This window comes from Pseudomonas sp. McL0111 (assembly GCF_052567255.1).
In genome coordinates this window covers 3662081-3675156 of the sequence record NZ_CP199585.1, presented here as the reverse complement: position 1 = coordinate 3675156, position 13076 = coordinate 3662081, and the positions used below count along the sequence as shown (strand labels likewise).

Annotated in this window: 11 protein-coding genes; 5 read left to right on the top strand and 6 right to left on the bottom strand. The window is 58.8% G+C overall.

The features are described from left to right. The first annotated feature begins 98 nt into the window (after window positions 1–98). Entirely contained in the window at window positions 99–779 is a 681-nt protein-coding gene (locus ACTWLJ_RS16750) for a heavy metal response regulator transcription factor (RefSeq protein ID WP_445177630.1), read from the top strand. Beyond that, window positions 779–2128 (top strand): heavy metal sensor histidine kinase, encoded by a 1350-nt coding sequence (locus ACTWLJ_RS16745; RefSeq protein WP_445177629.1) that lies wholly within the window; start codon window positions 779–781, stop codon window positions 2126–2128. Before ACTWLJ_RS16750 ends, ACTWLJ_RS16745 begins: the two co-directional genes overlap by 1 nt. A gap of 108 nt (window positions 2129–2236) precedes the next feature. On the opposite strand, the gene ACTWLJ_RS16740 is transcribed toward ACTWLJ_RS16745, so the two are convergent. From ACTWLJ_RS16740 to ACTWLJ_RS16730, 3 genes are all read right to left on the bottom strand, one after another. Further along, the gene (locus ACTWLJ_RS16740) at window positions 2237–3481 is read right to left on the bottom strand and encodes a lipoprotein-releasing ABC transporter permease subunit (protein ID WP_445177628.1); all 1245 of its coding nucleotides are present in this window, start codon (window positions 3479–3481) and stop codon (window positions 2237–2239) included. A 63-nt stretch (window positions 3482–3544) separates the two neighbouring features. Beyond that, window positions 3545–4228: a lipoprotein-releasing ABC transporter ATP-binding protein LolD gene (lolD, locus tag ACTWLJ_RS16735; RefSeq protein ID WP_401216378.1), complete on the bottom strand. Its 684-nt coding sequence runs from the start codon at window positions 4226–4228 to the stop codon at window positions 3545–3547. 7 nt (window positions 4229–4235) lie between these two features. Next, the gene (locus tag ACTWLJ_RS16730) at window positions 4236–5486 is read right to left on the bottom strand and encodes a lipoprotein-releasing ABC transporter permease subunit (protein WP_445177627.1); all 1251 of its coding nucleotides are present in this window, start codon (window positions 5484–5486) and stop codon (window positions 4236–4238) included. Window positions 5487–5580: 94 nt separating this feature from the next. On the opposite strand from ACTWLJ_RS16730, the gene ACTWLJ_RS16725 reads away from it, so the two are divergent. Both ACTWLJ_RS16725 and ACTWLJ_RS16720 read left to right on the top strand, forming a co-directional pair. Beyond that, window positions 5581–6162 carry a PilZ domain-containing protein gene (locus tag ACTWLJ_RS16725; protein WP_445177626.1) on the top strand — a complete coding sequence of 194 codons (582 nt, stop codon included), beginning with the start codon at window positions 5581–5583 and terminating at the stop codon, window positions 6160–6162. Window positions 6163–6176: 14 nt separating this feature from the next. Further along, window positions 6177–6899, top strand: a complete 723-nt coding sequence (locus ACTWLJ_RS16720; protein WP_445177625.1) for a glycerophosphodiester phosphodiesterase — start codon at window positions 6177–6179, stop codon at window positions 6897–6899. Window positions 6900–6941: 42 nt separating this feature from the next. On the opposite strand, the gene sthA is transcribed toward ACTWLJ_RS16720, so the two are convergent. Continuing rightward, window positions 6942–8336: a Si-specific NAD(P)(+) transhydrogenase gene (gene sthA / locus ACTWLJ_RS16715; protein WP_007984277.1), complete on the bottom strand. Its 1395-nt coding sequence runs from the start codon at window positions 8334–8336 to the stop codon at window positions 6942–6944. Between the two features lie 197 nt (window positions 8337–8533). Continuing rightward, window positions 8534–9520, bottom strand: coding sequence for an FAD:protein FMN transferase (locus ACTWLJ_RS16710; RefSeq protein ID WP_445177624.1), 987 nt, complete (start codon window positions 9518–9520; stop codon window positions 8534–8536). Window positions 9521–9894: 374 nt separating this feature from the next. On the opposite strand from ACTWLJ_RS16710, the gene ACTWLJ_RS16705 reads away from it, so the two are divergent. Further along, the gene (locus ACTWLJ_RS16705; RefSeq protein WP_445177623.1) at window positions 9895–11196 is read left to right on the top strand and encodes an MFS transporter; all 1302 of its coding nucleotides are present in this window, start codon (window positions 9895–9897) and stop codon (window positions 11194–11196) included. A gap of 214 nt (window positions 11197–11410) precedes the next feature. Here ACTWLJ_RS16705 and ACTWLJ_RS16700 read toward each other — a convergent pair whose 3' ends face one another. Further along, on the bottom strand, window positions 11411–12874 hold the full coding sequence (locus tag ACTWLJ_RS16700; protein WP_445177622.1) for a glyceraldehyde-3-phosphate dehydrogenase: 1464 nt from the start codon (window positions 12872–12874) through the stop codon (window positions 11411–11413). Window positions 12875–13076 lie beyond the last annotated feature (202 nt).

The following is a 13076-nucleotide window of genomic DNA, read 5'->3' as shown; positions in this document are numbered from 1 at the left end:
TGGCATCAACCTGACAGGCAGATTACAACTTTGTCAGGTTGGCGTTTACTGCGTTTGCCCACGGTATAAAGCTTTTGTTCCTACACACCGAGTTGCCAATGAAACTGCTGATCGTCGAAGACCAAGCGAAAACCGGCCAATACCTGCGCCAGGGCCTGACCGAGGCCGGGTTCAATACTGAACTGGTGGCGGACGGCAACAGTGGTCAGCAACTGGCGTTGAGCGGTGATTACGCCCTGTTGATCCTCGATGTGATGCTGCCCGGGCGCAGTGGTTGGCAGATTCTGCAAGCTGTCCGCAGCGCCGGCCTCGATACGCCGGTACTTTTTCTGACCGCTAAAGACGCGGTGGAGGACAGAGTCCACGGCCTCGAACTCGGTGCCGACGACTATCTGGTCAAGCCTTTCGCCTTTTCAGAGCTGCTGGCCCGCGTGCGCAGTCTGTTACGGCGCGGCAGTGCGATTCCGCAGGAAACCTCTCTGCAACTGGCCGACCTGCGCCTGGATCTGATCCGCCGCCGCGTCGAGCGCAACGGCCAGCGCATCGATCTGACCGCCAAGGAGTTCGCCCTGCTGGAAATGCTCCTGCGCCGTCAGGGTGAGGTGCTGCCCAAATCGCTGATCGCCTCGCAAGTCTGGGACATGAATTTCGACAGCGACACCAACGTCATCGAAGTGGCGATCCGCCGCTTGCGCCTGAAAATCGACGACGATTTTCCCGACAAACTGATCCACACCGTGCGCGGCATGGGCTATGTGCTTGAAGAGCGCACTGCCTGATGCGTCGATTATCGTTGAGTAGCCGTTTGGCGCTGTTGTTTGCGGGTTGTGCCGCTGTGGTTTCACTGTGCGCCGGGTTGCTGTTCAATCGCGCCAGCGAGGCGCATTTCATTGAACTCGACCAGCAATTGCTCGATGGCAAGTTAATTGGCCTGCGCCGCGCCTTGCAGGATGTTCAACCGATTGAAAGCGCTGCACGACTGACCGATGAACTGAGTCGTCAGGCCGATCTGTCGCTGCGCATCACCGGCAGCGATGGCCAGCGCTGGTACGACAGCTCCACGCAGATCCCCAAGGACATGCCGCAGCAGTCCGGTCTAGCGACCATCAGCGATAACGGCACAGACTATCGTGTGCTCAACGCCCCGCTCTACCCGCAGAAAACCGATTCGCCGCAACTGACCCTGTTGCTGGACATCACTCATCACCAGCACTTCCTGCAACGCATGCAGCATCTGATCTGGCTGACCGTCGGCCTTTCGGCGCTGGCCACCGCATTGCTCGGAGCCTGGGCGGCACGCAGCGGTTTGCGGCCATTGCGCCGCATGAGCGCGGTCGCTCGTGGGATTTCCGCACAATCACTTAACGCCCGACTCCCCGAAGAGCAAATGCCGCCAGAACTTGCGGAAATGGCCCACAGCTTCAACGCCATGCTCGGACGTCTCGACGACTCCTTTCAGCGGCTGTCGGCATTCTCGGCAGACATCGCCCATGAACTGCGCACGCCGCTGTCGAACCTTCTGACCCACACCCAGGTCACCCTCACCCGCCCGCGACCCATCGAGGATTATCGCGAAGCGCTGCACAGCAACCTCGAAGAGCTGCAATGGATGGCGCAACTGGTCAATGACATGCTGTATCTGGCCAAGGCAGATCACGGTTTGTTGATGCCCAAGCGTGAACCGTTGGATCTGGCGCATGAATCCGATGTGTTGCTGGAATTTTTTGCGCCGCTGGCTGAAGACGCGCGGGTGAAACTCAGCCGGACCGGCACTGCGCAAATCGAAGGTGACCGCAGCATGCTGCGCCGGGCGCTGTCGAATCTACTGGATAACGCCTTGCGCTTTACGCCGGCCGAGGGCGAGGTGCGATTGAGCATCGACGAGCAGGGGAAGTCGTTGAGGGTGATTGTGCAAAACACGGGGGAAGGGATTTCTGCGCAGTTGCTGCCGCGATTATTTGATCGGTTTTATCGGGCAGATCCGTCGCGACAGGAAGGTAGCAGTGAACATGCGGGGTTGGGGTTAGCGATTACTCAATCGATCGTCCGTGCCCATGGTGGGCAGATTCGTTGCGAATCGGATGCGGGCTGGACGCGGTTTGTGATTGAGTTGCCGAAGGGAAATTGAGGCTGGCAGGTTCGCCCTCATCGCTAGCAGGCTAGCTCCCACAAGGGGTTTGTGAACAACACAGAACCCCTGTGGGAGCTAGCCTGCTAGCGAAAGCGATTTCAAATCTTACGAGTAACGCAACGCATGCGCCGGCTCGATCTTCGCCGCCCGCCATGCCGGATAAAGCGTCGCCAGGAAGCTCAGAATAAAGCCCGCCGAGCAGATCAGCAGCACATCCCCGCCCTGCAATTCGGACGGCAGGTTGCTGACGAAATACACATCGGAACTGAAGATGTGCTGCCCGGTAACCCGCTCGACCCAGCCAACCATCTCGCTGACGTTCAGCGCCGCGATCACGCCGAGCACGCCGCCAATCAAGGTGCCGACAATGCCGATCACCGTGCCCTGCACCATGAAGATCGCCATGATCTGCCGTGGCGTAGCGCCGATAGTACGCAGGATCGCGATGTCCGCGCCCTTGTCGTTGACCACCATGATCAGCGTCGCGATGATGTTGAACGCCGCTACCGCGACAATCATCAGCAACAGCAGGCCGATCATGGTTTTTTCCATTTTCATCGCGCTGAACAGACTGCCCTGGGTGTGGGTCCAGTCGTCAGCCTTGAACCCGGCGCCCAGGCCTGCTGCGATGTCCGAAGATACTTTCGGCGCGGCGTACAGATCTTTCACCGCCAGACGCACGCTCTGCACCTGATTCGGTTCCCAATGCTGCATGGTCGCGGCATCGGCCACATGGATCAGGCCCATCGAGCCGTCCAGCTCGGCGCCGACCTTGAACACCCCAACCACGTTCAGCCGTTGCATGCGCGGGGTGATGCCACCCGGTGCGGTGCTGACTTCCGGGACAATCAGGGTGATCTTGTCGCCAACGTTGAGGCGGAAGCGTCGGGCGGTGATTTCGCCGATTACCACGCCGAATTCGCCGGGTTTCAGGTCATCGAGACGACCCTGCACAATGTGCTGGGCAACGATCGAGACCTTGCCTTCCTGCGCCGGATCGACGCCGCTGATCTGGATCGGCTGCATCAGGCCTTTATAGGAGAGCATGCCTTCCATTTCAGTGAACGGCACGGCGGCGGTCACTTCCGGGTTTTTCAGCGCGGCGGCGGCCACTGGCTGCCAGTCATCAATCGGCTTTACACCAACGATGGTCGCGTGGGGCACCATGCCGAGGATGCGCGAGCTCATTTCGCGCTGGAAGCCGTTCATTACCGACAACACCACGATCATCGCCAGCACGCCGAGGGCGAGACCGATCATCGAGGTCATCGAAATGAACGAAACAAAGCGATTGCGGCGCTTGGCGCGGGTATAGCGCGTGCCGATAAAGATCGATAACGGTCTGAACATTCGCTGGGGCACCGTATAAAAATAAAAGACCCGATGCCTTTACAGGCATCGGGTTTCAGCCAATCAGATAGGCGTCAGGCAACCTTCCTGCAAGTGCAGGACGCGATCCATCTGGCGGGCCAGGTTCATGTCGTGAGTCACCACCAGGAACGCTGTGCGCATCGAGGTGCTGAGTTCGAGCATCAAATCCTGAATACCTTGGGCAGTGTGCGAGTCGAGGTTGCCGGTCGGCTCGTCGAGCATCACCAGACCCGGCTTGTTCACCAGCGCACGGGCGATGGCCACACGCTGACGTTCACCACCGGACAGTTCCGAGGGTTTGTGCTCCAGACGATGGCCCAGCCCTACCCGCTCCAGCAAAGCCGTAGCGCGCTGACGCGCTTCCGGGATCGGCGTCTTGCCGATCAGCAGCGGCATGCAGACGTTCTCCAGTGCGGTGAACTCCGGCAGCAAATGGTGGAACTGGTAAACGAAGCCCAGCGAGCGGTTACGCAGCAGACCGCGTTTCTTCTCGCTGAGGGCCGAGAGTTCTTCGCCATCGAGCCAGACGCTGCCCTTGGTTGGCGTATCGAGACCGCCAAGCAGGTTGAGCAAAGTACTTTTGCCCGAGCCCGAGGTGCCGACGATTGCGACGCGCTCGCCCGGACGCAACTCCAGTTGCAGGCCGGCCAACACTTCTACCGATTCCGGGCCTTCCTCGTAGGATTTGCCCAGGTTGCGGCAGCTCAAGATTGCTTTTTCACTCATGCCCGACTCACTCATAACGTAACGCCTCCGCCGGCTGGGTGCGCGCGGCACGCCAGGCTGGATACAGGGTGGCGAGGAAACTCAGGACCAACGCAGCCGCGCAGACCATGACCACATCCTGGCTCTGCACCTGCGACGGAAGATAATCAATGAAATACACGTCAGCATTAAGGAATTTGTGGCCGATCAGCCCTTCGAGGGCTGAAATCGCCGCGCTGACGTTGAGCGCCGCGAAGATACCGACCACCGCGCCAATTGCCGTGCCGACTACGCCGATCACCGTGCCTTGCACCATGAACGTGCGCATGATCGTGCCCGGTGTCGCGCCGAGGGTACGCAGAATCGCGATATCACCCTTCTTGTCATTCACCACCATCACCAGCGTGGAAATGATGTTGAACGCGGCAACCGCGACAATCAGCAGCAACAGCAGGCCGATCATGGCTTTTTCCATACGGATCGCCTGATACAGGTTGCCGTGGGTGCGGGTCCAGTCGCGGGCGTAGTAATGGTCTTCGCCGAGTTGCTGGGCGATGTTCCACGCAACACGCGGTGCCTGGAACAGGTCGTCGAACTTCAGGCGAATGCCCTGCACCTGATCGGGTTTCCAGCGGTGCATCTTCGCCAGATCCTGCAGGTTGGTGACACCCAGATAGCCGTCGAGCTCGCCGGCGCCGACATGGAAGATGCCGACCACGGTGAAGCGCTTCATGCGCGGGAACATCCCGGCCGGGGTCACGCTGACCTCCGGCGCGACAAAGGTGACCTTGTCGCCGAGGCCTACGCCGAGCTTGGCCGCAGCCTTGTCGCCGATGACGATGCCGAAGCTGCCCGGCGTCAGATCATCGAGTTTGCCCTGCTTCATGAAGTTGTCGATGATCGATACGTTGCGCTCAAGCGCAGGGTCGATGGCATTGAGCAACACCTTGGAAACCTGACCGTTATTGGTCAACAGGCCCTGCATCTGGGTGAATGGCGCAACGGCCGTCACCTGTGGGTTCTGCTTGACCTTGGCCGCCAGGCTTTGCCAATCGTTGATCGGTTCACCGGATTCGATGGTCGCGTGGGGCACCATGCCCAGCACGCGGGTGCGCATCTCATGATCGAAGCCGTTCATCACCGAGAGCACCACGATCATCACGACCACGCCTAGCGCGAGCCCGATCATCGAAGTCAGGGAAATGAATGACACAAAATGATTGCGACGCTTTGCACGGGTATAACGCGTGCCGATAAATACGAAGAGAGGTCTGAACATGTCGGGGCTTGTTCGGAGGGAAAAGGAACGTCCTTGTGGCGGGGGTCGATAACCAGCTTTACACTCAGACCACCGCCGCTACCATGGGTTCGCCATGTCGACATTAGATGAAGAAGATCGCCGAGAATACTACCGTATCGAGGACACGATCGCACTGGAAATTCGGCCCCTGTCCGCTCCCGAAGCCGCAGGCCAGGAAGTGTTGCAGGATGCTTCCCCGCTGTTCAACCTGCTCAGCGAACTGCACCTGAGCGAATTCGAGTCGCAGCACCTGTTGCGCCAGATCAGTGAGCGTGACCGGGCTATTGCGGCATTCTTGAAATCGCAGAACAAACGCATCGACCTGCTCAGCCAGGTGGTTGCCCTGACCGTGCTCGGGCAGATCGGCGAGCCGCAACCGGTGATCATCTCCGAGGGCGGCATCGACTTTCAGTACCCGACAGCGATTGCCGTCGGCGCCCACCTGTCGGTCAAACTGGTGTTGATGCCACAAGCGCTCGGCCTGCTGTTGCGCGCCCGCGTCACCCATTGCGACCGCAAGGGCGACGGCTACGACGTCGGCACCGAGTTCGAATACCTGACCGATGCCCAGCGCCAGTTGCTCGCCCGCTACATTTTGCAGAAGCAGGCCCAGGAACGACGTCTGGCCCGCGAACAGAACGAATCAGGCATTTAACTTAAGGAAGAACCGTGACCCTTATCTACGGCCACCGCGGCGCCAAGGGCGAAGCACCGGAAAATACCCTGACCAGTTTTCAGGAATGTCTCAAGCACGGCGTGCGCCGCTGCGAGCTGGATCTGCACCTGTCCAAGGACGGCGAGTTGATGGTCATCCACGACCCGACTCTCAAGCGCACCACTGACCGGCGCGGCAAAGTCGTCGAGCACACCGCCGCCGAACTGGTGACTTACGACGCACGCAAGGGCGGTCCGGGCTGGATCAAGCCGTGCCCGATTCCGACACTGGAAGAGTTGTTCGAGAAATGCGATTTCGAGCACTGGCAGCTTGAAGTCAAAAGCGCTTCGCGCACCCGCGCCGCGACCACCGTGCTGGCGATCCGCGAAATGGCTCAGCGCCACGGCCTGCTGGACAAGGTGACGATCACCTCGAGTTCACGGGAAGTGCTGAAAGCTGCGCTGGATCTGGTGCCGGACGTATCTCGCGGGCTGGTAGCCGAATACGCCTGGCTCGACCCGTTGAAGGTCGCGGCAAGCTATGGCTGTGAGATTCTCGCGTTGAACTGGACGCTGTGTACGCCGGAACGCCTGCAGAAGGCGCAGCGTCAGGGGCTGCATATGTCGGTGTGGACCGTCAACGAGCCTGCGCTGATGCGCAGACTCGCCGACTTCGGCGTTGACAGCCTGATTACAGACTTTCCCGGTTTGGCCACTGCCACTCTCGAGAATTGCTGAAATCGGTCTCCCCGGCCGGCTCAGGCCACCGGCCGGAGCCCGTCAAAAAAGCCGGTTGAGGCCGTCGTACGCCGCTACGCGGTAGGCTTCAGCCATGGTCGGGTAGTTGAACGTGGTGTTGACGAAGTACTTCAACGTGTTCAACTCGCCCGGCTGGTTCATGATCGCCTGACCGATGTGTACGATCTCCGACGCCTGATAACCGAAGCAGTGAACGCCCAACACTTCCAGGGTTTCACGGTGGAACAGGATCTTCAGCATGCCTTGCGGCTCGCCGGCAATCTGCGCACGCGCCATGCTCTTGAAGAACGCCTTGCCGACTTCGTACGGCACTTTGGCCTGAGTCAGTTCCTGCTCGTTCTTGCCGATCGAGCTGATCTCCGGAATCGTGTAGATGCCGGTCGGCACGTCATTCACAAAGCGCCAGCTACCGTTATCAACGATGCTGCCAGCAGCCGAACGACCCTGGTCGTGCGCGGCACTTGCCAGGCTCGGCCAGCCGATCACGTCACCGGCACCGTAGATGTTCGGCACGCAGGTGCGGTAAGCCTCATCGACTTCGATCTGGCCACGGCTGTTGACCTTGACGCCGATGTTTTCCAGACCCAATTGATCGGTGTTACCTGTACGGCCGTTGCACCAGAGCAAGGCGTCGGCCTTGATCTTCTTGCCCGACTTCAGATGCAAAATCACGCCGTTGTCCACGCCTTCAACGCGATCGTAATCTTCGTTGTGGCGCACGGTGATGTTGTTGTTGCTGAAGTGGTAGCTCAACGCCTGGGAAATTTCCGAGTCGAGGAAGCTCAGCAACTGACCACGGTTGTCCACCAGCTCAACCAATACACCCAGACCACTGAAGATCGAGGCGTATTCGCAGCCGATCACGCCAGCGCCGTAAACAATCAGTTTGCGCGGGGTGTGGCCGAGGCTGAGGATGGTGTCGCTATCGTAGATACGCGGGTGGTGGAAATCGATGTCCGCCGGGCGATACGGGCGCGAACCGGTGGCAATGATGATGTGCTTGGCCACCAGTTTTTCGACCACGCCGTTGGCGCAGACCACTTCAATGGTTTGCTCGTCGGCGAAGCTGCCGGTGCCGAAGAACACGTCGACGCGGTTACGGGCGTAGTAGCCGGTACGCGAAGCGACTTGTTTGGAAATGACTTTCTCGGCGCTTTTCAACACGTCCGGGAAGGAGAACCAGCGCGGCTCACCAATCGCCCGGAACATCGGGTTGGTGTTGAACTGCATGATCTGCCGCACCGAGTGACGCAGGGCCTTGGACGGGATGGTACCCAGGTGGGTGCAGTTACCGCCGACCTGACGACGGCTATCAACCATCGCCACCTTGCGTCCTGCTTTGGCGGCGTTCATTGCCGCGCCTTCTCCCGCCGGGCCGGAACCCAGCACCACCACGTCGTAGTTGTAGACAGCCATGCGTACTCCTCAGAACAGGCCGCGGTGCCAGCAGCACCTGCGGCTAAATCACGCCGATTGGCGGCGCGAAGGAACAATTGGGGGCAAGTAAAGAACCCGGACACAGTCTATAGAAGCGTCAACGCCGCGCACATTAACCCTTGGTCGCGTCGTAGGCTACTTTTGCCTGCACTACAACGCCAGCTTTCGCATTGTCCTCAGTCAGTTTTTTTGCCACTGAGTCGCTCAAAGGCCTTACTGGTGCGGATGACAAAACCTGTATCGGCACGAATGACAAAGAATGCACCAATGTCATGTTTTTCGGCATAGTCCCAAGCCCTTTCAGGGCCGAGAATCAGCAACAGCGTCGATAGTCCATCGGCCATCAGCGTTGAAGGATGAATCACCGTGACTGACGCCAGGTTGTGTAGGACCGGCGCACCAGACCGAGCATCAAAGGTGTGGGAATAACGCCGGCCATCCTGCAGGAAGTAATTGCGGTAATCGCCGGAGGTGGAAACGCCATAACCGTCGATGCTGATAACGCGCTCGGCCACTTGCTGATCGTCGCGAGGCTCTTCCAGGGCGATGCGCCATGGTGAACCATCGAGCTTGTTGCCCGAAGCCTTGAGTTCGCCAGTGGCTTCGGCGAGGTAATCGTGGATGCCCAAGGCTTCCAGTCTTGCGGCAATCGTATCGACGGCGTAACCGGCGGCGATGCTGTCGAAGTCAACCTCGACGGCTGCGTCCTTGCACAGTTGATCGCCGTCGATACGTAGATGGTGAAAACCGACGCGCTGCATGACTTCGGCCAATGCGGCAGCGCTTGGGACTTTTTCTTCGCGACCTTGCGGGCCGAACCCCCAGAGATTCATCAAAGGTTCAACCGTCAGGTCGTAGGAGCCTTCGCTTTGTTGCGACAGTTGTTCGCCGACCCTGACCAATTCGAGTATCGATGCCGGCATGGTCTGACAGCTATCGGCAGGCAGTGCATTGAAGCGTTCGATGTCCGAATCACTGCGGTAGGTCGACATCTGCCGATCCACTTCGCCGAGGATGCCTTCCACTTCGCTACGAACTTGCGTCGAATCCGCAAGGCCGGCGTGACGCACATACTTGATCGAATAAGTGCTGCCCATGGTCGGGCCGCCGAAGCTTTCCATGGAATCGCCGTTGCCGCAGCCGGACAACATGCCTGCCAGCATTACAAAACCAAGCAATCTCCCTAGCATCACAACGAACCCTCTGGCCCAGCGCAAAGCGGAAGATTATGCGCCAGAACCTGTAGGAGTGAGCCTGCTCGCGATGGCGTAGTGTCAGGCAGCCGATCTTTTACCGGCATACCGCCATCGCGAGCAGGCTCACTCCTACAGGTTTTTTCATTCGCCAGTCCGCCACTCTTCCACTCTCGTAATGGCTATATCGTTTAAGCAACCCGCTAACTAGTAGTTGCCTACTATTCTCTATACACATATGGTTACAAAACTGTTCACAGGTACTGCCTGAGTTGCCGCGTGACGACGAGGACGTGTCTAGATCAGGGATTTCCAATAAGACAGCTAATAGAGAGTACCCACCCATGTCCTCCACAACGGGCAAAGGCAAAGCGATTTTTCGCGTTGTCAGCGGCAATTTTCTCGAAATGTTCGACTTCATGGTCTATGGCTTCTACGCCACAGCCATCGCCAAAACCTTCTTCCCGGCCGATAGCGCCTTTGCTTCCCTGATGCTGTCGCTGGCCACCTTCGGGGCCGGCTTCCTGATGCGGCCGTTGGGGGCGATTTTCCTCGGTGCTTACATCGACCGTCATGGTCGCCGCAAAGGTCTGATAATCACGCTGGCGCTGATGGCTGCTGGCACCGTGCTGATTGCCTGCGTCCCGGGTTATGCAACGCTGGGTGTGGCCGCGCCACTGATCGTGCTGTTCGGGCGTTTGCTGCAAGGCTTCTCGGCGGGCGTCGAACTGGGCGGCGTTTCGGTTTATCTGGCGGAAATCGCCACGCCGGGCCGCAAGGGCTTCTTCGTCAGTTGGCAGTCCGCCAGCCAGCAAGCGGCGGTGGTCTTCGCCGGATTGCTCGGTGTCGGCCTCAACCACTGGCTGAGCCCGGAACAAATGGGTGACTGGGGCTGGCGCGTGCCGTTCCTGATCGGCTGCATGATCGTTCCGGTGATCTTCGTGATTCGTCGCTCGCTGGAAGAAACCCCGGAATTCCAGGCGCGGAAACATCGCCCTACTCTGCAGGAAATCGTCCGTTCGATCGGTCAGAACTTTGGCATCGTCATCGCCGGCATGGCGCTGGTGGTGATGACCACCGTGTCGTTCTACCTGATCACCGCTTACACCCCGACCTTCGGCAAGGCTGAACTGCACTTGTCGGATTTCGACGCGCTGCTGGTGACGGTATGTATCGGTCTGTCGAACTTCTTCTGGCTGCCGGTGATGGGTGCGCTGTCCGACAAGATCGGACGTAAACCCCTACTGCTCGCGGCGACGATTCTGGCGATTCTCACTGCCTATCCAGCGCTGTCATGGCTGGTGGCAAACCCGAGCTTCAGCCATTTGCTGATCGTCGAGTTGTGGCTGTCGTTCCTCTACGGCTCGTACAACGGGGCGATGGTTGTGGCGCTGACCGAGATCATGCCGGTCGAAGTGCGTACGACCGGGTTCTCGCTGGCCTACAGCCTGGCGACTGCAACCTTCGGCGGCTTTACACCGGCGGCGTGTACTTATCTGATCCATGTACTGGATAACAAGGCTGCGCCGGGGATCTGGCTCAGCGGTGCGGCGGTGATGGGATTGCTGGCGACGCTGGTGCTGTTCCGTGGCAACAAGCATGAACTGCGTACGGCGCAAGCAGCCGTGCCTGGCGGCGCCCGATAAATTGCTATCGCTAGCAGGCTAGCTCCCACAGGGAGATTTGTGAACGACGAAGATCAAAGCAGCTAGCTACCACAGGGGGATTTGTGAACGGCGAAGATCAAATGTGGGAGCCAGCCTGCTGGCGATGAGGCCAGCCCTGACAACACCTCTCTACAAGCCACACAAACAAAAACGCCCCGACCAAAGTCGGGGCGTTTTCATTTGCAGCTAAGGCTTAGCGCGGGAATGCTGGCGGGTTTACACCGGCCATGTCTTCCATCACGCGGATCACCTGGCAGCTGTAACCGAACTCGTTGTCGTACCAGACGTACAGAACAACGCGGTTATCCTGAGTGATGGTCGCTTCAGCGTCGACAACACCAGCGTGGCGCGAGCCAACGAAGTCGGTGGAAACCACTTCCTGCGAATTGACGAAGTCGATTTGCTTGTGCAGATCGGAGTGCAGCGCCATGTAGCGCAGGTACTCGTTCATCTCTTCACGGGTGGCGGCTTTCTCAAGGTTCAGGTTGAGAATGGCCATCGACACGTTTGGCGTCGGAACACGGATAGCGTTACCGGTCAGCTTGCCGGCCAGCTCAGGCAGAGCCTTGGCAGCAGCGGTGGCAGCACCGGTCTCGGTGATAACCATGTTCAGCGCGGCGCTACGGCCACGGCGATCGCCCTTGTGGAAGTTGTCGATCAGGTTCTGGTCGTTGGTGTACGAGTGAACCGTTTCAACGTGACCGTTAATGATGCCGAACTTGTCATTCACAGCTTTCAGCACCGGCACGATGGCGTTGGTGGTGCAGGAAGCAGCGGACACGATCTTGTCGTCAGCGGTGATTTCACCGTGGTTGATGCCGTGCACGATGTTCTTCAGCTTGCCTTTACCAGGCGCGGTCAGAACAACGCGGTCGATACCCGGGCACTGCAAGTGCTGACCCAGGCCATCGGCGTCACGCCATACACCAGTGTTGTCCACCAGCAGCGCGTCTTTGATCCCGTACTGGGTGTAATCCACCTCGGTAGGGTTCTTCGCGTAGATCACCTGGATCAGGTTACCGTTGGCGGTGATGGTGTTGTTTTCTTCGTCGATGGTGATGGTGCCGTTGAACGAACCATGTACCGAATCGCGACGCAGCAGGCTGGCGCGTTTGGTCAGGTCGTTGTCGGCGCCTTTGCGCACCACGATGGCCCGCAGACGCAGACCGTCGCCACCACCGGTTTTCTCGATCAGGATGCGTGCCAGCAGACGGCCGATACGACCGAAGCCGTACAGCACAACGTCGGTGCCTTTACGGGCCGAAGCGTTTTGCTGGCCAACCACGTCAGCCATCTCTTCACGCACGAATTGCTCGGCGGTACGACCGTTGCCTTCGTTGCGGAATTTGAACGCCAACTTGCCCAGATCTACCGAAGCCGCGCCGAGCTTGAGCTCGCTCATGGCTTTCAGCAGAGGGAATGTTTCGTGGACGGAGAGTTCGCTGTCATCGGAAGAACGATGGCGAGCAAAGCGGTGAGCTTTGAGAATCGCGATGACAGACTGGTTGATCAGGCTGCGGCCATAGATCGAGCTCACCACGTTGTTATTGCGGTAGAGCTGACCGATAAGCGGAATCATCGCTTCTGCGAGTGCTTCACGGTCGATCCATTCACCAAGACACTGGTCGGGCTTCTGAGTCACGGTAACCTTCCACATGTAGGGGCAGAAAAAAGGGGCTACATTATGCCGCCCAGAACCTCTTGTAGCAATGCGCGCTTGTCGCGCAATCGGTAACAAAATTCCTTTCAAAAAAATTACGCCCTTCTACAGCCCAGTAAAACCGCGGCTTTCAGCGCAGTCAATTTTTCGACGACTGTTAGACGATGTCTGTAACCCTCCGTAACACGACCCCGTTTCG